Source organism: Cohnella sp. GCM10020058 (assembly GCF_042683485.1).
Lineage (GTDB): Bacteria > Bacillota > Bacilli > Paenibacillales > Paenibacillaceae > Cohnella.
On the sequence record NZ_JBHUJV010000009.1, the window covers coordinates 188,109 to 208,989 of the forward strand.

Annotated in this window: 18 protein-coding genes and 1 pseudogene; 13 read left to right on the forward strand and 6 right to left on the reverse strand. The window is 56.5% G+C overall.

Annotated features, from left to right (window positions below; all coding sequences use genetic code 11):
- Genes ACFSR7_RS16410 through ACFSR7_RS16430 form a run of 5 tightly spaced genes read left to right on the forward strand, consistent with a single transcriptional unit; the run spans position 1 to position 5,812 of the window.
- Positions 1-1,095, forward strand: a complete 1,095-nt coding sequence (locus ACFSR7_RS16410) for a Gfo/Idh/MocA family protein (protein ID WP_378163337.1) — start codon at positions 1-3, stop codon at positions 1,093-1,095.
- Positions 1,096-3,252, forward strand: a complete 2,157-nt coding sequence (locus ACFSR7_RS16415; RefSeq protein WP_378163339.1) for a hypothetical protein — start codon at positions 1,096-1,098, stop codon at positions 3,250-3,252.
- Positions 3,253-3,285: 33 nt separating this feature from the next.
- Positions 3,286-3,684, forward strand: coding sequence for a sensory rhodopsin transducer (locus tag ACFSR7_RS16420; protein ID WP_378163341.1), 399 nt, complete (start codon positions 3,286-3,288; stop codon positions 3,682-3,684).
- A gap of 31 nt (positions 3,685-3,715) precedes the next feature.
- Positions 3,716-4,627, forward strand: a complete 912-nt coding sequence (locus ACFSR7_RS16425) for a polysaccharide deacetylase family protein (protein WP_378163343.1) — start codon at positions 3,716-3,718, stop codon at positions 4,625-4,627.
- Positions 4,628-4,639: 12 nt separating this feature from the next.
- The gene (locus tag ACFSR7_RS16430; RefSeq protein WP_378163345.1) at positions 4,640-5,812 is read left to right on the forward strand and encodes a M24 family metallopeptidase; all 1,173 of its coding nucleotides are present in this window, start codon (positions 4,640-4,642) and stop codon (positions 5,810-5,812) included.
- Between the two features lie 114 nt (positions 5,813-5,926).
- Here ACFSR7_RS16430 and ACFSR7_RS16435 read toward each other — a convergent pair whose 3' ends face one another.
- On the reverse strand, positions 5,927-6,283 hold the full coding sequence (locus ACFSR7_RS16435) for a hypothetical protein (protein WP_378163347.1): 357 nt from the start codon (positions 6,281-6,283) through the stop codon (positions 5,927-5,929).
- Positions 6,284-6,477: 194 nt separating this feature from the next.
- Here ACFSR7_RS16435 and ACFSR7_RS16440 point away from each other — a divergent pair, with 194 nt between their 5' ends.
- From ACFSR7_RS16440 to ACFSR7_RS16450, 3 genes are all read left to right on the forward strand, one after another.
- Complete coding sequence (locus ACFSR7_RS16440; protein ID WP_378163349.1) at positions 6,478-7,428, forward strand: helix-turn-helix transcriptional regulator; 951 nt, start codon at positions 6,478-6,480, stop codon at positions 7,426-7,428.
- Between the two features lie 414 nt (positions 7,429-7,842).
- Positions 7,843-13,275, forward strand: coding sequence for a DUF5722 domain-containing protein (locus ACFSR7_RS16445; RefSeq protein ID WP_378163351.1), 5,433 nt, complete (start codon positions 7,843-7,845; stop codon positions 13,273-13,275).
- Positions 13,276-13,350: 75 nt separating this feature from the next.
- Positions 13,351-14,478: an SGNH/GDSL hydrolase family protein gene (locus tag ACFSR7_RS16450; protein WP_378163353.1), complete on the forward strand. Its 1,128-nt coding sequence runs from the start codon at positions 13,351-13,353 to the stop codon at positions 14,476-14,478.
- Between the two features lie 55 nt (positions 14,479-14,533).
- Here ACFSR7_RS16450 and ACFSR7_RS16455 read toward each other — a convergent pair whose 3' ends face one another.
- A complete protein-coding gene (locus tag ACFSR7_RS16455) occupies positions 14,534-15,145 on the reverse strand; it encodes a TetR/AcrR family transcriptional regulator (protein WP_378163355.1) in 612 nt (203 codons plus the stop codon).
- Positions 15,146-15,300: 155 nt separating this feature from the next.
- On the opposite strand from ACFSR7_RS16455, the gene ACFSR7_RS16460 reads away from it, so the two are divergent.
- The 3 genes from ACFSR7_RS16460 to ACFSR7_RS16470 all read left to right on the forward strand — a co-directional run bounded on the left by ACFSR7_RS16460 (position 15,301) and on the right by ACFSR7_RS16470 (position 16,879).
- On the forward strand, positions 15,301-15,660 hold the full coding sequence (locus ACFSR7_RS16460) for a DoxX family protein (RefSeq protein ID WP_378163356.1): 360 nt from the start codon (positions 15,301-15,303) through the stop codon (positions 15,658-15,660).
- Between the two features lie 132 nt (positions 15,661-15,792).
- On the forward strand, positions 15,793-16,365 hold the full coding sequence (locus tag ACFSR7_RS16465; protein ID WP_378163358.1) for a DinB family protein: 573 nt from the start codon (positions 15,793-15,795) through the stop codon (positions 16,363-16,365).
- A 10-nt stretch (positions 16,366-16,375) separates the two neighbouring features.
- The gene (locus ACFSR7_RS16470) at positions 16,376-16,879 is read left to right on the forward strand and encodes an EVE domain-containing protein (protein WP_378163360.1); all 504 of its coding nucleotides are present in this window, start codon (positions 16,376-16,378) and stop codon (positions 16,877-16,879) included.
- Here ACFSR7_RS16470 and ACFSR7_RS16475 read toward each other — a convergent pair.
- Positions 16,850-17,821: a hypothetical protein gene (locus tag ACFSR7_RS16475; protein WP_378163362.1), complete on the reverse strand. Its 972-nt coding sequence runs from the start codon at positions 17,819-17,821 to the stop codon at positions 16,850-16,852. The genes ACFSR7_RS16470 and ACFSR7_RS16475 overlap by 30 nt on opposite strands.
- Positions 17,822-17,839: 18 nt before the next feature.
- Positions 17,840-18,442, reverse strand: a complete 603-nt coding sequence (locus ACFSR7_RS16480; RefSeq protein ID WP_378163364.1) for a TetR/AcrR family transcriptional regulator — start codon at positions 18,440-18,442, stop codon at positions 17,840-17,842.
- Between the two features lie 202 nt (positions 18,443-18,644).
- Between ACFSR7_RS16480 and ACFSR7_RS16485 the strand changes: the two genes are divergently transcribed.
- Positions 18,645-19,298: an MBL fold metallo-hydrolase gene (locus ACFSR7_RS16485; protein ID WP_378163366.1), complete on the forward strand. Its 654-nt coding sequence runs from the start codon at positions 18,645-18,647 to the stop codon at positions 19,296-19,298.
- A 75-nt stretch (positions 19,299-19,373) separates the two neighbouring features.
- Positions 19,374-19,568 (forward strand): annotated as a pseudogene (locus ACFSR7_RS16490) (short-chain dehydrogenase); the annotation flags it as partial.
- On the opposite strand, the gene ACFSR7_RS16495 reads toward ACFSR7_RS16490, so the two are convergent.
- Complete coding sequence (locus tag ACFSR7_RS16495) at positions 19,504-19,863, reverse strand: sensor histidine kinase (protein WP_378164671.1); 360 nt, start codon at positions 19,861-19,863, stop codon at positions 19,504-19,506. The pseudogene ACFSR7_RS16490 and the gene ACFSR7_RS16495 sit on opposite strands and share 65 nt — an antisense overlap.
- A gap of 101 nt (positions 19,864-19,964) precedes the next feature.
- Complete coding sequence (locus ACFSR7_RS16500; protein WP_378163368.1) at positions 19,965-20,591, reverse strand: FMN-dependent NADH-azoreductase; 627 nt, start codon at positions 20,589-20,591, stop codon at positions 19,965-19,967.
- Between the last annotated feature and the right edge of the window lie 290 nt (positions 20,592-20,881).

Here is a 20,881-nt window from a genome sequence, read left to right on the forward strand (position 1 = left end):
ATGAACAAAATTGCAGTGGCCGTAATCGGGTGCGGAGCTATGGGACGAACGATCATCGAGCAAATATCCGGTTCCCCGTATCTGGCATCCATCGTGGGTTACGATATTTCCGAGGATTCTCTGGAAAAGACAAGGGAGAATTTCCCCATTGCGGTGACGACGGATTTGGACGGCATTCTGAAGGACGAACGCATCAAATTGGTCTTTATCGCCACGCCGAATGCAACGCACGCGCCGCTGGCGATCCAAGCCTTGCGCGCCGGCAAAGCGGTAATGACAGAGAAGCCTTCCGGCGTCAACCCGGAGCAAATCGGCGATTTATTGAAGGCGCAAAGGGAAACGAACGGTTTCTTACAGGTCGGACTTGAATTGAGATATTCGAAAGTGTATCAGCTTGCCAAATCTTATATCGATTCAGGCGAGATCGGCAAGCTGGTCAACGTGCATTTTACGTACAGCATGCCGCCTTACACGAAGGATTCCTGGCGCGTCCGCAAGGAATTCTCCGGGGGGATGTGCCTGGAAAAGCTCTGTCATTATATAGACCTGGTACGCTGGTGGAACGGCTCGCGGGTGAACGATTTTATCGCGACAAGCGCCCCGAACGTCATTCCTTACTTCGAGATTAAAGATAATGTGCATGTGTCCTACCGGTTCGAAAACGGAACCGTAAGCCAATTGTTTTTTACGATGACCGCGGCGCCGGGGTACAACAACGATCTGATCAAAGACGGCGAGGACCTGTTCGACCAGGACAAACTGGGGCACAAGCTGAACTACATCATCACGGGAACGGAAGGAGCCATCGAGATCGATTTGTTCCATCGGGAGCTGCGGGTCTATCACCATCCGGGAAAGCCGCACCACGATACGCCTTCCGCGGTCATAGCGGCGCGTTACAGTTGGGATAAAGAAGAGGATCATTTTCACTTTCATAATACGTTCGCGCAAAATCGGGATATTGTGTACCGCGTTGCGGCAGGCCTGCCGCCGTCGATTACGCTTGAGGACGCTTCGGAAACGATGCGCCTCTGCATGGAGATGGAAGATGCGTCCACGAATCGGCCCTGGGAAGTCATCCGGAGGAGCGTGTAGATGGAGCGAAACTACGAATTCCGCAAGCGATTGGAGGAAGTGCACCGGTCGGATCGCCGCAACCCGGAGGTGCACGCCTCCCCGGACGATCTGGAGATCACGGAAGAATGGCGCATCGTGGTAGGCGTGGAGGCAGGGGATCTGCTGCTGAATACGGCAAAGGATTTGCAGGACTACTTGTTCGCGAGCATGAACGTGTCCGTTCGGCTATCGCGGGTAACGGACTTGGAGCAGGCAGCCCGCGACGCGGACCAGGCGATCGTGTTCGCGACGAAGACGGATCTCCCGCCATCCTATGGGGAGGCGTTGGCGCGACCCCGCAGCTATCGCATCATGGCCGGAGATCGCCGCATCCTGCTCTGCGGGTACGATGAACGGGGCGCGGCGCAGGCCAGCTACTACCTCGAGGATCAGATGAATCTCCGCGAGGCGCCGCTCTGGCCGCACGGAGATATCAGCCGCGAGCCGCTGTTCTCGCCGCGAATGGCCCATTCCGGCTGGGGACTCGACCGCTTCCCCGACGCCCACCTGAACGCGATGGCCCATGCGGGCATCGACGCGATCCTGGTGTTCGTGAAGGACGTCGACGAGACGCCGGAAGGCTACCAGGATTTCAACTACCTGGTAGATCGAGCCGCTTTATACGGATTGGACGTCTACATGTACAGCAATCTCGCCAGCCGGCTCCACCCGGACGACCCGGACGCGCCGGACGATTATGAGCGAACATACGGCCGGGTGTTCCAGGCTTGTCCGCGATTTAAGGGCGTCATCCTCGTGGGCGAATCCTGCGAATTCCCGAGCAAGGACCCGAATACGACTGGCAAGCTGCGCCTCGATTGGCCGGCCGATCAGCCTCGCACGAAGCCGAGCCCCGGCTGGTGGCCGTGCACGGATTTCCCGCAATGGCTGACGCTGCTCGCCAAGACGATCCGCGCCCATAACGCGGAGGCGGATATCGTGTTCTGGACGTACAACTGGGGCTATGCCCCGGAGGCGGATCGGCTCCGGCTCATCCGGGCGCTGCCCGAGGGCATCACGCTGCTCGTGACGTTCGAGATGTTCGAGCAGATCCGCCGCGAGCACGTGACGAACGTATGCGTTGACTATACGCTGTCCTCCATCGGCCCCGGCGCGTATTTCCGCAGCGAGGCCGCCGTGGCGAAGGAGCGCGGGATCAAGCTGTACGCCATGAGCAATACAGGCGGGCTGACGTGGGATATCGGCGTCATTCCGTACGAACCGTTCCCGGGGCAATGGAACAAGCGGCATCGGGCTTTGCAGCAAGCCCGGCACGATTGGGGGCTGAGCGGCCTGATGGAGTCCCATCACTACGGCTGGTGGCCGTCCTTTATCAGCGAGCTTGCGAAAGCTGCTTACTGGCATCCGAGTCCCGCCTACGAGGACGTGCTCGCTCAGCTGGCGAGGCGCGACTTTGGCGCGGAAGGGGCCCCGCTGGCCATGGCGGCCTGGGCATGCTGGAGCGAGGCGATCCAGCATTACGTGCCGACGAACGAGGACCAGTACGGTCCCTTCCGCATCGGTCCGTCCTATCCGCTCGTATTCTGCAACCCGGTAAACGTTCCCGCCGATCAGAAGGCCATGTTCGGCAATGAGATCGTTGTCACGAACTATCAGCCGTTGGAGGGACCGAGACAATCGCTCGGCAGCGCGCGCGTGGACGTCGAGCTGAGAAGTCTGGAACGCATGCTGGAGCGGATGCATGCCGGCAATGGCTTGCTTGAGCAGGCGCTGGCGGCGACCCCTCCAGGGAAGCAGGCGGAAGTCGCAAGGCTGCTGGGGTTGGGGCGGTTCATCGCGCTTTGCGTCCAGACGACGATTCACGTGAAGCAGTGGTGGAAAGCCAAGCAAGCGCTGTTCCGGGAGCCCGATCCGCAGTTGGCGGAGAAGTGGCTCGAGCGGCTGGCGCAGCTGGCGGAGCGGGAGATCGCCAATGCCGAAGCGGCGCTCCCGCTCGTCGAGGCGGATTCGAGACTGGGCTGGGAGCCGAGCATGGCCTATATGACGGATCCCGATCATCTACGCTGGAAAATCCATCAGGTCCGCACGGTGCTGGACAGCGAATTCGCGGACTATCGCCGGTCATTGGCTCTTACCTCCCCGGCGAGGCCGGCTGAGAGCGGCGCGACGCCATGAGGCGGGACAGCCGGGTTAAGGGCCACGGGTTAAATGAACAAGCACAAGGAGGCGAACGGCATGGAGGATCGCAATGGAAAGTTGCAGTGGGTGTACCCCGACTGCGAGCTGCCGCCGCCTGGCGACTCGCTTCTCCAGGGACACGAATCGATTATTGTGCTGAATATGAACGACGCCCCGGCAAGTCTGGAGCTGACGCTTTATTTTGCCGACAGGGAGCCGGTGAGGCTATCTTCCACTATGGTCGAAGCCCGGCGGGTTCGCTGCTACCGGTTGGATAACCCCGAAGATATGGGGGGCTTCGTGGTACCGACAGAAACCCAGTACGCCGTCAGATTGGTTAGCGATGCACCTGTCGTCGTTCAGTACGGCAGGCTGGACACGCGGCAATCCAATATGGCCTATTACACGACCATGGGATTAAGCGTCTAATGAGCGTCTGAGCAGGGAGAGATGGAATCGGATGAGCGACAATATCCAAGTCATTTTCGGGTTCGATATGGAGACGGACGTAGGCAGCTTCACGCCTTATTATGAAGGCGTCAAGAACGCGACGGCTCCGCTCGTCGAGCTGTTCGACAAAAAAGGCATCAAGGGCACGTTCTATTATACGGGCGATGCGGCACGGCGAAATCCGGAAAGCGTCGAGCTGGTGAAGCGAAGCGGTAACGAGGTCGGCTGCCACTCGCTGTTCCATGAGACGGTGGGGGATGCGCTGTTCCCGATTCCGGGGGTCGTCCCGCTCCTCCCCGAAGAGGTTCCGCTTCGGATCGCCAAAGCGACGGAGTGGGTGCGGCAGGTGCTCGGCGAGCAGCCGGTTTCGTTTCGCGCGCCCCGTCTGTGGGGCTCCACCGCTTTGCTGAACGCCCTTGAGGAATTAAATTACGTATCCGATGCCTCCTACCCGATGTACTTCTACCGGGAACGCTTCGTTCCTTACCGTCCAAGCGCGTCGGACTGGACGCAGGAAGGCGAGATGAATATCGTCGAGATTCCCAACTTCGCCGATATGGCCATGACCAGCAACGACCCGGGACTGGAGCGGGATCGGGACCAGTGGCCGCTGTTCCGGACGAAAGGGGCCGATGCGCTGATGAGGCATATCGAGCGCTTCGTGGCCTTTTTGCGGGAGCGGAATTTACCCGTCGTTCTCTGTTTTTATTTTCACCCATGGGAATTCATCCCGGTCCGGGAGAGCTACCATTATGGCGAAGCGACGGTAACGCCGGACCGGTTTCTCACGCTTGGCTGCGGGGACACCGCGATGAAAGCGTTCTCGCTGCTGATTGACCGACTGAAGGACATAGGCGCGACGTTCCACCGGGCGGATCAATTCGCCTTGCAGTGGAGCAAGACAGCGGGCCGCCAAACATAAGGAGGGATCGAGATGACCGCAAGGGTGCGTATCCCCGACCGGGAGTACCAAGAAAGAATTCAAAGGGCGTCCAAGATGGTCGGGCAAAGCGGCCTGGACATCATGATCGTCAATTCGAACGAAGCGGACTACGCGAATGCCCGGTACTTCAGCGGATTCTGGCCGCTGTTCGAACGGGCGGGGGTGGCCATTACGGCTGCGGGGGACGCAGCGCTGCTCGTCGGACCGGAGAGCACAATCTACGCATCCGACTTCGGGAAGATCGACAACATCTTCACCCTGATGGAGTACCGCGAATCCGCGAACCCCAGCTACCCCGAGCTTAGACCGAGTACGTACGCCGATGTATTCAAATCGCTGCGCGTGACCGGCGCGAAGCTCAAGATCGGCGTCGCCAGCCTGTTGGATACGAGCGTCGTCATGATGGAAGGGCTCAAAAGTAACTTTCCGGAAGCGGAAATTTCAAGCGCAGATCACATCATGGTCGCCCTGCGCAGCATCAAGTCGGAAAATGAGCTGGCTTGCATGCGCGAAGGGTTCCGGATTACCGAGCTTGCGACCCAAGAAGTCATTCGAAGCATCCGCCCGGGCGTGACGGAGACGCAAATGGTCGGTGTCGCCCAGCGGGTCATCTATGAGAACGGCGCGGAGTACGAAGGCCTGCCGATGTATATCTTCAGCGAAAAGTCCACCCGGCACGCGATCTCCCGCTCTTCGCACCGCGTCATCAACAAAGGCGACATCGTGCAGCTGAATCTATCCGCCAAGGTAGACGGCTACTCCCCGAGCATCGGGATGCCGATCAGCCTCGGCAAGCTGGCGCCCGAGCGACGCGAGGTCATTGAATTCGGCTTGAAGGCGCACGAATGGACGCAGGCGCAGCTGAAGGCGGGCGTGCGCGCCAGCGATGTGGCGAAAGGATTTTATCAATTTTTCAAAGATCACGGGTACGAGAAAAACTACCTGTACGGACCGTGCCACGGTACGGGGATGATCGAGGTTGAAGCCCCCTGGATGGAAACGTCGTCCGATTACTTGCTGCAGCCGAACATGACCTTCCAGATCGACACCTTCGTCACCACCGATACGTTCGGCATCCGCTGGGAGAAGGGGGCTGTCATCCGGGAGGACGGCTGCGAGATCTTGTGCAATCCGATCGGCGTCATTCATGAATTAGAATTTTAAAGGTAAGGCTCCCGGGTATTGCAAGTCAGTCTACTCAGCACGTGCGCCCCTTGCGCGACGGCCGGCAGATGAAGCCATGCAGGGTTATTGCGCACGTGCTGAATCCTATACATTTTAAAAATCGCAATAGTTCACAAAAACAAAATCGTCATCCGTTATTACACGGTCTTCTAACAAGAGCTGCATAAAGTTACGGAGGGTGTCTTCTAATGCCTCTGTTGGCGATCGCCCATTACCTACTCCGGCTTCCGGGTAACCGTCTATGGTATTCTTAATTCGCAAATTCGTTATTCCCATAAACCAATGATTAGCGGATTCGTAGATTCTTACTCGAAATCTTCCCGTAGGTACATCTAGCTGCGTAATTACATACTCAGCAACTAATTTTTCAATCTTGGCAATGCCCTCAACCTCTAATCTTGTCCAATCGGCATCTCGCATATTCTCACCTGGTCCCATGATCAAGTTCACCGTGCCCGGCTTCGGAGCGTTCAACGACGAAGCCGGTATTTATCATTCCTAAAAACCCATATGATAAAATGAGATATTAAAAGTTTGATAATAGTAACTTATCCCTCCACGGCTCCTTGAAACAGCAGCCTATTCAAAAGCGTCGCCGATAAATCGTTATTGATTGCTCGCAAGGAGAAAGGAAGCGGACATCTATGAATAAAACCGAGCGCATGTTGGCCATCGTCATCGAGCTGCAGCGCAAAGGGGTCCTGCGCGCCGAGGATTTGGCCGGCCGGTTCGAGACGAGCGTCCGCACGATCTACCGCGACATGCAGGCGCTCAGCGAGATGGGCGTTCCCGTGGCAGGCGCGCCGGGCGTAGGGTACTCCTTGATGGAGGGCTACTTCCTACCCCCGGTAAGCTTTACGGCACAGGAAGCGATGGCGCTGCTCGTCGGGGCGGACTTCGTCGAGCTGAGGCTGGACGCCGAGTACGGCTCGAGCGCCCGCAGCTCGCAGGAGAAGATCGAGGCCATTTTACCGGAGAGCGTACGCGAGGAGACGGCCCGGCTGCGTTCGGCGATCCGGCTGTTGAACGATAGAGCGGGGAGAACGCGCGGGGAGGAGAAGGAGACGTTCGAGCTGCTGCGCCGGGCGATCGTGCAGAAGCGCAAGATTCGTTTCCGCTATTCCAAGAATCTGCCGGACACGGACGGCAATCGCCACAGCGAGCGTACGGCCGATCCTTACGGGCTCGTTTTTTCCCAGGGGGCGTGGATGCTTGTCGCGTTTTGCGGCCTGAGGCGAGACGTTCGTCACTTTCGGCTGTCCCGCATGAATGAACTCGTCTTGCTCGAACAATCTTTTGAAGTCCTTCCCGGCTTTAATCTGCAGGATCGGCGGCCCGCGGACGACCGGAACGTGATCGTGCGGATGCTGGTCGAACCGGCCGTCGCCGACCTGGTTCAGGGAGCGGACAACTTCTATATGGAATCGTTCGAGCCGGGGGAGGACGGCTGGCTGGCGACGTTTCGCGTGCGGCGGATCGAGGAGCTGCTTCAGTGGACGCTCGGTTGGGGCGGTGCGGTGCGCGTGCTGGAGCCGGAATCGCTGCGGGATCGCATGCGCGCGGAAATCGAAAACATGCGAAAAAGGTACGGATAGACTTGTGTCAGGACCCGTTGTTGTATGCTGGAGCCGACTCGGTTAAAGGGAGTGGTCCCGCCATGGATACCAAGGCGGTTCCAACTGAAATCATATCGCGCGGTTTTATCTGATTCTTGGAGTTGGCTTAATCGTTCCAAAGCTGAAAGCGTCCGGTCCCCGGGAGGGGCGGGCGCTTTTGCGCGTTCAGAGAGGTTGACCTCATCCGCTTCGTCCAAATCGTCATTTTATATGCGTATCTCCAGCGTCAGATAATCGTATGCTTAATTGATAGTAAAGTATATTATTTACGAAATTCATTAATTATAATATACTTTAATCGAAATATACATACAATGATGGGCGGATAGTAGAGAGATAACATACTGATTAGCTTGGCGGGCACGGATAAACCAATCGAAAGGTGTGAATGAGATGAGGAAAAAAAGCGGTTTGTTGTCGAGTCTGCTCGCGTTATCCATGGTCGTTCAGCTGTTGCTGCCGATTCGGACGTTTGCCGGAGCTTACGACCCGCTGCTAGAGCCTGTCCGTTCGACAAGTGGCAGCGCCATCTATGCACGGCAGGTGATCAACGATTTCAACACGGCGGATCAGGCCGCGCAGTGGCAGGCCGGAAGCAATGTCAATCAGGCCAACTTTGCAACGACGATTCTGAACACGCCCGGGCTGCCCTTTGAAGGCGCAGGCGTTCTGGAGGTTGTGCCGCAGCAAGTAAAGGCTTATGAGTGGCGGACGATCTATCGGACGTTCGACGATCCCCTCGATCTCTCGGATGCCAATTTCATTGCATTGGCGGCGAATATATGGGGATGGAAGCAGGACGATTACTTTTTACGAATAAAGCTTACAAGCGGTACAGACACCTTCGAGGCGGTCTCCGCCATGGCGCTCAAATGGAATGTCATCTATTTCGATATCCACGACTGGGCAGGCAAAAACGGCATCGACCGAATCGAATTTTCCTACATGAAAAATTTCGATCTGGCAGGCGTGTCGCCGGGGGATCCGGGCTACGCCTATTGGGACGGCCGGCTGCAGTTGGATTATTTAAGCGCTACGCAGGCGGCCAATCTGGATTTTGACGTGACAGGCGTTACGGAAGGGTTTACGGTTGAAGGAGGGACGATGTCGGCGGACCAGCAGGCGCTGCAATATACGGTCACGAATCCGGCTGCCACGTATATCGAAACTCCCCGCTTGGAGCTGGACGCGACCAAGCGAAATGTCATCAAGCTGCGGATGAAAAACAATACGGAGGCCGAAAAAATGCGCATCTCCTGGATTACCGATCAGGATCCGGCTTGGGACGAGGCCAAGTCGATGCAGTTCGACTTGGCGGATGCGGCTTCGTATGCCGAATACAGCTTCGAAATGTCCGGCGCCGAGTGGCAGGACACGATCGATCGCATTCGCATCTCCCCCGTGACCGCGGCCGAGGCCGGCCGGAAGCTGGAGATCGATTCAATCGCATTCGCGCTGCAGACGCTGGATACTTACGATTACCAAGGAAACGTTGAAAGCGTTACAATCGATGGCAATAAGACGACAGTTTCCGTTGCGGGAAGCGTGAAGGCCGAATATCTCGCCGATCATCCGTCCGCCGAGGTCGAGGTCTTCGAGCTGCCGGTGTACGCCAACGAGAAAACGACGGACTACAGTCAGTTGGACGCCCTCGATACGCAGGCCGCGGCCGCTTCTTTTAACCTTGGGTTCGCGGCGGTCGAGAACGGGATCTCCAGAATATTTTCCAAATTCGCGGTCGTGCTGAACGAAGGCGGCGAATACACGTTGGCCGATACGCCGCAATCCATTACGAATCCGGAGATGATGGCGGAGCATACGTATCCGTATACGGCGACTTCAAGCATCAAAGGGCAGGACGTGCAGATGCTGACGGATGCCGAACGCCTGGGGGCGCAGCATGCCGCGATCAACATGACGTACAATCAAATGCTGACCTTGAGCGATCATGGCGCGGATTCAATCCCATACGAGTATGAGGGCCGGACTTACTATTTTCGCAAGGCGACCATGGACCGTCTTGACTCCAACATCAAATCCATGACGGCAAACGGAATGGCCGTGACGGCGATTCTGCTCATGATGCGGACCGGAATGGACGACCCGGATTCGCCCAACAGCGATATGATCCACCCGGACAGCACGCCGGACGGAACGGTGTTCGCCCCCAACCTGACGGACGAAACCGGGGTGAACTACTACAAGGCGATTACGAGCTTTCTCGCGGAACGATATTCCCGAGAGGACAAAGCCTACGGCAGAGTCATGGGCTTCATCGTCGGCAACGAGGTGGGGAACAACCAGACGTGGAACAATATGGGCCCTCGTTTGATGGAGGATTACGTTCAGCAATATGAGCGCACGCTGCGGCTAACCTACAATATCGTGAAAAGCAAGTCGGCCAATGCCAGGGTATACGTTTCTCTGGACCATTTCTGGAACGACGGGCATGCGCCGGATTCGACGTGGACCTACAGCAACAAGGCGCTTGTGGATACGCTGGGCCAAATGACCAAGGAAGGCGGAGACTTCGGCTGGAACATCGCTTATCACCCTTATCCGGAGGATCTGTTCAACCCGCGCACCTGGGCGGATGCTTCGGCGACCGACAGCTTCGACACTTACCGGATCACGTTTCGAAATCTGCAGGTGCTGACGGAGTATTTGCAGCAGCCGCAGTTGATGTATAACGGCTCCCAGCGCCGCGTGATCTTGTCGGAACAGGGCTTCCACGGGGGAACGAACAGCCTGGAGGACCAGAAGGTGCAGGCTGCGGGCTTCGCTTACGCTTATTACAAGGTTAAGTCGCTGCCGGGTATCGACGCATTTATCCTGTCCCGCCATATCGATCATGCCGCAGAAGGCGGACTGAACCTGGGGATGTGGACGAACCTGCCGGGTCACCTCAACTCGCCGGGTACGGAAAAGCTCATTTACGACGTGTTCAGAAAAATCGATACGGTTGACTCGCTTGCCGCGACCGAGTTCGCCAAAAGCGTGATTGGCGTGGACGAGTGGAGCGATATTATTCCGGGGTTCGATCCGCAAATGCTGGAAAACCGACCGGCCAGGACCGAGGCCTCGGCGGGCATCGTCTCGGGCACGGTCGGCGCAGTGTCTATCGACGGGCTGGACAGCGATTGGGATGGCTGGCAGGACAACGATAACGTGACGGGCTTGGTTCTGGACACGGCGGACAAGGTGGCGGGGGCGGGGAGCTTGAGAGCTACGGTTGTCGCCTCGCAGCTCAAGGATTTCAAGGGAATCACCGGGCAGTGGGATACGCCGCTGGATTTGACGGCCACTCCGGTCGTCAAGGCCTTCGTCAAAGCCGTCGGCATCGGCGCGGGCAAGCAGGCGGAATTCATGATTCGCGCTTATAGCGGCGATAAGGTGATTGAAGGTTCTGTCTTGGCGACGGCGGAGACCTGGAACGAGGTTGGGTTGGACCTGGGCGACTGGGACGGTGCGGGGAGCGTCGATCGGATCAAGATCTGGGCGCGGCCTGCCGACGCAGTTGACTGGGCGACCGGCGCGCTGCTGGTCGACGAAGTGTCCGCCGCGGCCGACGCCGATCTGACGAATCTGGTAGTCTCCTTGGATCGCGAAGAAGCGCTTGAGGTCGGCGATACGCTGACGATCCATATTCGGAATAAGGGTAATCGGACGTATGCGGGCGTCGTCGGGGTCGCCGGCTTAAACGGCGTCACGCTGGATAAGACCGGCAGCCCGGTGTCCCTCGCCTTCGGCCAGCAAGCCGACATTGAGACGACGATTACGGGCATGACGATCGAGAACTACGAGAGCGGGAAGCTGGAATTGACGGTGGACGGCAAGGTGTACACCTACGAGCTAACGGAGGTAAACCTGCCGGATTACGTCGTTGACGACGACGGTATGCGGGTGCTGGGGGATTTCGAGGACGGCCGAACGGACGGCTGGGTAGCGGGCGACCATACCGCTCTCGTGCAATCCGTGCAAAGCGACTCCATCCATCATTTGTTCCCGGCCGCGGCAAACCATGGGCTCAACATGCTGGAAAGCGCCAAAGTGCCCGAGCCCGCAACCAATGAAAGCAAAGTCGTCAAAACGTTCTCGCAGCCCGTGGACTTCAGCGAATACAGCGTAATCAAATATGATTTGTACGGCTGGGGAGGAACTTCGTCCCGTTATCTGACCAAGATCCGGGTTGTAGCCGCCGACGAAACATCCTTTGAATTTGAGCAGGAAACCGTCCTCTCCAGCGATTGGACGCACGTATCCGTGGATTTATCCGGGTTTGCGGGCCGCGACAGCGTGAAAAGCATCGAGATTTCTTACCGGGGCAAGGATCTTCAGTATTACGCAGGTCCTTGGGCAGGATTTTTCTACGTCGATTACGTCAGAGCCGAGCCGAACGAGGTGCCGGAGCCTACGCCGACACCGGAGCCAAGCCCGACACCGGAGCCAAGCCCGACACCGACATCGGAATCGAGTCCGACACCGGAACCGAGCCCGAGCCCGAGCCCGAGTCCGAGCCCGAGTCCGAGCCCGAGCCCGAGTCCGAGCCCGAGCCCGAGCCCGACACCGACACCGACATCGGAGCCGAGTCCGACGCCCGGGCCGGCCGCATCGCCAGGAGCTAACGGGTTGATCGCAGCAGTGCCGACCGAAGCTAGCGCGGGTCATGTGAAGGTTGCGTTAACGCTGGACCGGGCCTCCGGCAGCCTGGCGGCGAATCTTACGGCCGCTTTGCTGGATAAGGCGTTTGCCGCCGAACAAGCCGATGACAGCGGCGGCAAGACGGTAACGGTGGATCTTCCGAGCGTGGAAGGCGTCAGCGCCTATTCGCTTGAATTTGACGCCGCCTCTTTGTCCCATGGAGACGCCAACCGCATTGTGAAGGTGAATACGGGGCTCGGGGCAATCGGCATCCCCGGGAACATGCTCGGGCAGCTCGGATTCGGCGAGTCTGGCAAGGTTTCCATCCGGATCGAAGCGGCGGATAAATCCGCGCTAAGTCGAGAAGCGCGGGAGCTGATCGGCAATCGGGACGTTATCGAGTTCAGCTTGTGGGCCGACGGAGAGAAGCTGGATTGGAGCAATCCGAGCGCCGCGTTGACCGTGTCGCTCCCGTACACGCCGACGGAAGAAGAACTTAAGTCGCCGGAGAATATCGTCATCGTCTATCTGGACGGAGAAGACAATATTATCCCGATTCCAAGCGGACGATATGACATTGGATCCGACACGGTTGCTTTTACAACGACCCACTTTTCGAAATACGCAACGGCCTTCGTCGTCAAAAAGTTCGGCGATCTCGGAAGCTATCCGTGGGCCAGAACCGGCATTGAAGTTCTCGCGTCGAAAGGCGTGTTCCAAGGCGTTGCGACGGACAAGTTCGCCCCGGAAAAAGCGATAACCCGCGCGGAATATGCCGTCATGCTCGTAAACACGCTGGGACTTCATGCGGAATCGACGGCTCGATTCGAAGACGTGCTGACATCGGACTTCTATAGTCAAGCGGTAGGCATTTGCAAAGCTTTGGGCATTGCGGAAGGAACGGGGAACAACCGCTTCAACCCGAGGGGAATTTTGTCGAGGCAGGAAATGCTGGCGATGACGGAGCGGGCCTTGGCGACGATCGGCAAGCTGAACTCCGACGCAAACGGCGATTGGAGCCGATTTAAGGATGCGGACAGCGTCGGCAGCTATTTTCGGAACAGCATTGCAAACCTTGCTGCCGCCGGATTGGCGGAAGGCTCGAACGGCATGATCCATCCGATCGAAAAGGCGACCCGAGCGGAGGCAGCCGTCCTGCTCTACCGAGTTTACTATTTCCATTAATATGTAGTATACTCCTTCCGGCAGCTAGAGGAGAAGGTAATGCGTACTATGAAAATAGGAAAAGGAAGTGGTGGAATGGCGGATCGCAGCGGCGTTAAACCGCAGGAGCTGGATGAAAATATGGTCATTGCGGAACGTAGCGGGGACGAATTGCGATGGCTGTCGCCGCTCGCCGAACCGTTTGTGATCGCGGGCCTTCCGTGGCTGAAGAAAGAAAGGTTGTACCGCCGCCTGCCCGCAGCTTCGGCGCATAAGCTGCCGCCGGCGGTCGATATGCTTGCCGACTGCCCGGCTGGCGGGCAGATTCGCTTCCGCACCGATTCCCCGACCGTCGTCGTCAAGGCGGTGTTGTCGGGTCCGGCGGATATGGACCACATGCCTGCCAGCGGACAATGCGGCTTCGACTGCTATATCGGCGGTTTCGGGGCGCAAGTCTATGCCGGAACGACGCGCATGAGTACCGCGGCGACGCAGATTTGCCATCCGCTGTTCGAGCAGCTTGCGGCGACGCCTCGCGAGGTGACGATCAATCTCCCGCTCTATCAGGGCGTGCGGGAGATATGGATCGGCGTCGCTCCGGAGGCCGCGGTCGAGCCGCCGGCGTCGTATGGCGATAGCCGCAAAATCATCGTATACGGTACGTCGATCACGCAAGGCGGCTGCGCTTCCCGCCCTGGCATGGCGTATACGAACGTGCTGAGCCGCAGATTACCGTATGAGTTCGTTAATGAAGGGTTCTCGGGAAACGGCAAGGGCGAGCCGGAGCTGGCCCGTATGCTGGCCGAGATCGACAATCCCGGATTGCTCGTGCTCGACTATGTTGCCAACGTCTCGCCGGAGGGCTACCGGGAGACATTGCCGACCTTTATCGGCCTGTATCGCGAGGCTCATCCCGACGTGCCTATTCTGGTCTTGTCCAAGATTCGCTACGCTCGGGAGACCTTCGACGATGCCGCTGTGCAAAGTCGTCTTGATACCCGGGCGTTTGGGATGGAAACGGTCGAGCGGCTAAAGCGAGAAGGAGATGCCCATATATATTTTCAGGATGGCGGCGAGCTGCTCGGCGACCGCTTCGACGAATGCACGGTTGACGGCATTCATCCGACCGATCTTGGCTTCCTTCGTATGGCGGACGGCTTGGCACCGACGTTGTCGGATATCCTGGGCGCTCCGGCGCGATCGGCACGTTTTTCCGTAAAATGAAAACCGCCCGAGTCCGGACCGCCTTGGTACGGTCTGGATTCGGGTAAATTCAATATTAACTCTTATGGTCTTGCTGCTGGTTTAAGAGGCGTTCGCTTAGTTGGGTTAGAAAGGTTGACCACCTGGCTTGAAAATCCTGATCGGTCGAATCGAATCCGGTAATCAACTTGGTAATATTGCTGAAAATAATAGGATAAACAGTCAAAGCGGTTAATGCCAGCGTCAAAAGCTCAGGCTCGATCTCCGGCGGGACAAGCCCGTTTTCCTTTTGAGCTTTCCAGTACTCCGCATAGGATTGAAGAGCAAGTTCCCCTCCTTTATTCCAAGACGTTGGCTCTGCCCAAGATTCAAGCGCCTCCCAAGCGGCAAACCTGATAAAGTCCGCTCTCGCCTGGCTGTTGACCCTGTATCGATGCTCGGCAATTTTAACCGGATGATCGGGAATTTGCGAAGCCCACTCGGGTTCGTTCGTTGCAGAGTTAGCCAGAACGGCTTCAAGCAATTCTGCTTTTCCTTTGAAATAATGGTAAATCAACTGTTTCTTTACCCCCGCGGCTTCTGCGATCGACTCGATCCGCGCCCCCTTGAACCCTCTGTCGAAAAACTCTTTTTGCGCAGCTTCGAGAATATTGTTTCTCGTGCGTTCCGCATTCCGCACTTCTCCCATACGGTTGAACCTCCATACCCACTCTAATAAAGTCATCGTAGTTGATTGCTGAAAAGGCGTCAAGTTATAACTTTCCAACAGTTAAATTATAACTTGACAACTAGAAAGTTATAACTTACCATTTGTTCAGCAACCGATAAGGGGAGGAAATCCAAATGATCGTATTCTCGATCGCGCTTCAGAGCTTGTTGATTTTGTACTATGTCTTTTCGGGTTCAGCTAAGATTGCCGGGGTCAAGTACTGGGTCGATATATTCAACGATCTAAGGATTCCCCAATGGTTTCGCGTGATCACGGGAATCGTTCAGTTGGTCGGCGCCGTAGTGCTTGTAAGGGGCTATTGGGATGCGGATGCGATCGCTTGGGGCGCAATTTGGCTTGGAATTACGATGACAGGGGCACTTCTCGCGCACTTAAGGGTCAAAGATGCGTTTGGCAAAACGATGCAACCTGTTGTGTTCCTTCTGTTCATCATCGTTTTAGCCCTCATGAATGCGGACGGGCTGACCATGTGATTCTTGGAAACGAATCGCTGCGCGATCGCATGCGCGAGAAAACCGAAAACATGCGAAAAAGGTACTGACAGACTTGTGTCAGGAGCGTTGTCGTATGCTGGAGCCAACTCAGTTAAAGGAGTGGTTTCGGCCATGAATACGAAGGAAACGCTGCGTAAGTTCGAGGACACCGTGAATGGCTATATTCAGGAATTAGAGGGCTTCAGCTTGGAGCAGCTGCTATGGAAACCAGCGGCAGATGAATGGTCGCTTGGTCAGATGCATATGCATTTGATCCGTTCTGCGCAGTTTATGCATTTGCGGAACGTAGCGCAGTGCCTCGCGCCGAATGACAATCCGACGGATTCTTTAACGGGAAAGACGGAGCAGGGGGAGGCGTTGTTCGGAGCGGGAAGCTTTCCGCCGGAGCGCATTCAGGTCCCCCCATCGCCTCAATACACGCCGCCGCAACCGGAAAGCAAGGAACAAATCATGGACGGGCTGCGCGATACGGTTAGTCGGATGACCGAGATCGAACCGAAGGTCGCGGCGGCGTTTGATCCGAAACAAGATACGACATCCGGGCTCGTGCGAAATGCGGTCGTTCATCCGCGACTCGGCGGCTTGAACGCGCTGGAGTGGTTCCAACTGATCGAGATGCATTATCGTCACCATCTGCTGCAGAAGAAGCGGCTGGACGACGCTTGGAGGAAAACGTATGCATGAGGCGGTACGAATGCCTGACGCATTCACGGGCGAAGCGGGTGCCGGTTCGGAACATGCGAGACCGCGCTATTGGATCGGCGTCGTCTCGGCGTCGCACGTGCAGCGGGGGATTCAGGGCGGCTTCGCCCAAATGTGCCACGGTAAGTCTGCGCCGCTGCGCAGGATGCAGCCGGGGGACTGGCTGGCGTACTACTCGCCTCGCACCGAGATGGGAGGCGGGGAGCCGCTCCAAGCATTCACGGCTATCGGTCGGGTAGCGGACGATCGTGTATACGAGCACGCGATGTCCGCGACGTTTGCGCCCTTCCGCCGGAACATCGCGTACGTTCCCTGCCGGGAAGCTAGAATCGTGGACTTGCTCGATCGGCTTAGCTTCACCCGCGGCCGGCGAAATTGGGGTTACCCGTTCCGAACCGGCCACTTCGAGATCGAGCGCGAAGATTTTTTAATCATTGCCGAAGCGATGCATGCGACGGTTACGGATTCATCCCAAACGCACGATTCTGCGATATAAGGTATAATCGCCGCCGATATCGGCTTTATAATCCGCCTCCGCCGCTTCTCCCATATAGGACTGACGGTAATAAGTCGCGGTCGGCAAATAACCGATCGCCATTCCCGTGCCTCCGCAGATCAGGCTTCCGCCGTCGCCGCCCTTCAAAAAGGCGGCGCCGTCCACGACCTCGTATTTGTACGGATCGTAGGCGATGCAAAGACCGAATTCGTTAGGCAGCTCCAAGTCGTACGGCTCGCCTTTTCGCTCCGGAGCCTGGAAATGCCGAAGGTGCATGCCGTAATCGAAGCTGTCTCCGAAGCGCCATAAGGTCCGGGAGCCGCCGCCGCACAGGTATTCCCATTCGTCCTCCGTCGGCAGGGAAAAGCCCTCCGAGCGAAGGCCTTGAAGCAATTGTTCGTAGCTCACCGGCGCGTAGGTGGCCAAGACCGTGAAGCCTTCCGATCGGTCAAGCCGCAGTCGTTTATCGATCGTAAGCCGATTCGTGGAAGTACGCTCGAAGTTGTCGATGACCGCTTTCCATCTCTCCACGATCGCTCTATCGTCGGGCTGCGCCTTTGTCCAGCCGATCTCCCGCAGCTTGCGTTCGACCAGCATCGGCGGCACCGTCACCGTACGGACCGGCGACATGAGGCTCCCGATCCACGCCTCGCCATCCGCGATATCGAACTCCCCCAGCGTTTCGTCCACATCCTGCTTCGTCGTGTCGTCGAAGCCGTCGGCGAACGAATGCCATCCCAGCGTCACCGTATCGCCCGGCACAAAAACAAACTCGCTTCCTTCTAACGAATAAATCGCCGTATCCGTTCCCCTGTCGAACCGCTCGAAACGGTCAAATCGCTTCAGCTCAAGGCCGGGATGCCTCTCCGCCAGCGAAGCAAGCAGTCTCTGACGCTCCTGCTCGGGGAGCTTCGCGTATGTTTCCCGATATAGCTCGTTCATGTCGGTCTCCCCTTCCCTTCATCCTAATTGAAAAGTTAAGCAGATCTGCTCGAATATCGACTCGGGCGAGTGGCCGTGGACATCCCTTTGGATGGAATAAAATTGGCTTAGCGCCATCTGAAGCATCTCGGCTCTAAAAACGCTGTTCGGGCTTGACGTCTCGGAAGCGGCCATCTCGTCGAATAACGGCACGAAAATTTGGTTCAGCTCGTTGAAAATCGGACTGTTCGTCGGCGCCTTCCTCCGGTTGGCGGACGCCGCGTCCTCGACGCCGATCAGCAGCTGCGCTTTCTTTTCCCGGAACCCGATCAGCAAACGGAGAATGCCCTTCGCGCGTTCTTTTGCCGGTTCGGTGCGGTGTCGCTGCAAGTAGGACTCGAATTCGGCGAACAGAAGGTCGGCGCTGTCCCGGATCAGATCGAGACATAGTTCGCTTTTATTTTTGTAGCGGCGGTAAAGCGTTCCAGGTCCAACTTGCGCTTCGATCGCAATCTGTTTCATATTGACGGCTTGGACGCCATGCCGCTCGAACAACCGCTGCGCTGCATCCAGGATGCTTTGCCGATTCGCCGCCGCGTCGCGGCGTTCGGAACGTACGGAAGAAGTAACGCGATCCTGCATAGGCTCGACCATTCCTTTAATTTCGTTCTTTTCTCGGTTGACAAGCGGAGCGCTCTCCGCTTATTATGAAGTGGAGTCGACTCCGCTTTATAATAGCATACCGACTAAGCGCATACAACGAATGACATGCATCTGCTGATTTGCAGGTTCGTGACCGGGGAAAGCGGCGGCCAGTCTATTGAACGCGGGGAGTGTATTCCTTATGAAGATTAAATGGTACGGACATTCTTCTTTTCTGCTGACTTCGGATGAGGGGACGAAGATTCTCATCGACCCCTACTACAAGTTTCTTGGCTACCGCATGCCGGTACCCGTTGAATCGGACATTGTCGTGGTTACGCATAATCACGGCGATCACAATAAAGTTAAAGCTGCTTCGGGCGAGTACTTGCTGGTAAACGAGCCGAGAGAATACAGCCGCGGCGATGTGAGCATTAGCGGGTTCAAGACTTTCCACGATAAGGTGAACGGCCGGAAGAGAGGTCCGAATATTGTTTTCCGCTTCAAGATCGACGGACTGACGATTTGCCACTGCGGGGATCTGGGCCATCTGCTATCGGAAGAGCAAGTCAAAGAAATCGGTAAAGCGGACGTACTTATCGTGCCGGTAGGCGGAAAGAAAAAGACGCTCGACGGGCCGGAAGCGGCTCAAGTGATGCGTCAACTGCAAGCGACGATCGCGATTCCGATGCACTATAGCACGAAGGCTTTGGGAATCCTTGGGAAGATAGCCTTCGATAGTGCGGACAAATTCCTCGAGGCTGCCGGGACACGGACGACAAACGTAAAGACGTTGAGCTTGTCCCAGGAAAACCTTGCCCAATATGCAGGGGTCGTTACGATGCAGTATGAATAGCGGCGTAAAAGAGAAAACATTCGGTTATCGAACCCCCGTCTTCAAAAAAGGGCCATCCCGCAAAGGATGGCCCTTTTAATCTTTACCGCCGAACTGGCGCAACGGCTGAAAGGCACAAATGTCGGTGCGTATTGCTTCGATCCGGGACTTGTCGCCACGAATTTTAATCAGGACAACGGATGGATGGCCCGAATGACGATGGCCGTCATGAAGAGACTGGCCAAAACGCCCGAGAAGGGCGCGGATACGCTTGTTTGGCTGGCCGATACCGCCGCAAAGAACTTAGAGGCTCGGAGATGCCCGGGCCGTCATCCAGAATGGTAATGCGGAGCACACGATCCGATAGTCGCGCCCTCACTTTCAGCTTTAACTTGTCCTTCGCCTCGAGCCCATACTGGATGCTATTTTCGATGATGGGCTGCAAGCTCAGCTTCAAGTAGGAGGGATTGACGTTTAACACGATGAAGCCCTTGCCCTTCACAATGGATTTGTAGATACTCACCACTTCGCTTGTCGTATGGTCTCTGATCCGGCGATATCCGATATTCTTCGAACCGTCTGCCAAGCGCTGCAGGCTGTCCTGGATGTCTACGACAGCTAATCAGAAAACGAGAGAAACCAACGCCGGCCGCGGCCTGCGTTGGTTTCTCTGTTTAACGGATTCGATCAGAAGCTGCTCGCCAACTTCGTTGCTTGAGCGATGCTGTCTTCAATGATTTGCTGCGAACGGTCCTGGAATTGGTTGTGCCCTTCGGCGATAACCGTCTCGATGTCCGTGACGCCCCAGAAGGCAAGCGTGTTCTTCACGTAGTTGACCGACATTTCGAGCTGAGCCATCGGACCTTCGGAATAAACGCCGCCGCGCGCGTTCAGGATAACGACCTTCTTGTCGCCGGCCAGACCGACAGGGCCTTCTGCCGTATATTTGAACGTTTTGCCCACTTGGCCCAGGTAGAACAGATACGTCAGAAGCTGAGCCGGAATCGTGAAGTTCCAGAGCGGAAAAGCAAACACGATCTTGTCGGCGGCCAGAAATTGATCCAAGTAGCCGTTCGCGAGATCGGCCAGCTTCTTCTCTTCAGCCGTTGCTTCGATTCCTTGCGCCGCTTTGTACAGTCCCGTCATCATGTCATTGTCGTAATAAGGGAGTTCTGCAGCGAACAGATCGAGTACGGTAATCGTATCGTTAGGATTGCTTTCCTTATACGATTCGAAAAATGCATTGTATAACTTCACGCTGACCGCTTGCTCGGAAGGGCGGTTATTGGCCTTGACGAACAGTACGTTTGCCATGGGGAATTGCCTCCTATGATGTGTGATCTGTCAGTGCTTAATAATAGCACAGTATATTAAAAAGTAAAGCATCTTACGATATTATAGTCTAATTTGGAAATTTAAGACGGCGACGGCGATGCCGAGAGGCGCGCGACCCAACATTCGTACACCTATTTTCTGCTCTAAGCCAAATCAGCGCCGGCATAAGCGGCAGTTACCCATATTTTCCATGGACTCCTGTTTGACTTCTTTTGTTTACGCGTGTAAACTATAAATTAACGTTTACGGTTGTAAACAGAAAAAGAAGC

What these genes read in the sequence shown, in the direction of transcription:
- ACFSR7_RS16410 (WP_378163337.1), top strand. Translation starts at nt 1, where the DNA reads ATGAACAAAATTGCAGTGGCCGTAATCGGGTGCGGAGCTATGGGACGA.
- ACFSR7_RS16415 (WP_378163339.1), top strand. Translation starts at nt 1,096, where the DNA reads ATGGAGCGAAACTACGAATTCCGCAAGCGATTGGAGGAAGTGCACCGG.
- ACFSR7_RS16420 (WP_378163341.1), top strand. Translation starts at nt 3,286, where the DNA reads ATGAACAAGCACAAGGAGGCGAACGGCATGGAGGATCGCAATGGAAAG.
- ACFSR7_RS16425 (WP_378163343.1), top strand. Translation starts at nt 3,716, where the DNA reads ATGAGCGACAATATCCAAGTCATTTTCGGGTTCGATATGGAGACGGAC.
- ACFSR7_RS16430 (WP_378163345.1), top strand. Translation starts at nt 4,640, where the DNA reads ATGACCGCAAGGGTGCGTATCCCCGACCGGGAGTACCAAGAAAGAATT.
- ACFSR7_RS16440 (WP_378163349.1), top strand. Translation starts at nt 6,478, where the DNA reads ATGAATAAAACCGAGCGCATGTTGGCCATCGTCATCGAGCTGCAGCGC.
- ACFSR7_RS16445 (WP_378163351.1), top strand. Translation starts at nt 7,843, where the DNA reads ATGAGGAAAAAAAGCGGTTTGTTGTCGAGTCTGCTCGCGTTATCCATG.
- ACFSR7_RS16450 (WP_378163353.1), top strand. Translation starts at nt 13,351, where the DNA reads ATGGCGGATCGCAGCGGCGTTAAACCGCAGGAGCTGGATGAAAATATG.
- ACFSR7_RS16455 (WP_378163355.1), bottom strand. Translation starts at nt 15,145, where the DNA reads ATGGGAGAAGTGCGGAATGCGGAACGCACGAGAAACAATATTCTCGAA.
- ACFSR7_RS16460 (WP_378163356.1), top strand. Translation starts at nt 15,301, where the DNA reads ATGATCGTATTCTCGATCGCGCTTCAGAGCTTGTTGATTTTGTACTAT.
- ACFSR7_RS16465 (WP_378163358.1), top strand. Translation starts at nt 15,793, where the DNA reads ATGAATACGAAGGAAACGCTGCGTAAGTTCGAGGACACCGTGAATGGC.
- ACFSR7_RS16470 (WP_378163360.1), top strand. Translation starts at nt 16,376, where the DNA reads ATGCCTGACGCATTCACGGGCGAAGCGGGTGCCGGTTCGGAACATGCG.
- ACFSR7_RS16475 (WP_378163362.1), bottom strand. Translation starts at nt 17,821, where the DNA reads ATGAACGAGCTATATCGGGAAACATACGCGAAGCTCCCCGAGCAGGAG.
- ACFSR7_RS16480 (WP_378163364.1), bottom strand. Translation starts at nt 18,442, where the DNA reads ATGCAGGATCGCGTTACTTCTTCCGTACGTTCCGAACGCCGCGACGCG.
- ACFSR7_RS16485 (WP_378163366.1), top strand. Translation starts at nt 18,645, where the DNA reads ATGAAGATTAAATGGTACGGACATTCTTCTTTTCTGCTGACTTCGGAT.
- ACFSR7_RS16500 (WP_378163368.1), bottom strand. Translation starts at nt 20,591, where the DNA reads ATGGCAAACGTACTGTTCGTCAAGGCCAATAACCGCCCTTCCGAGCAA.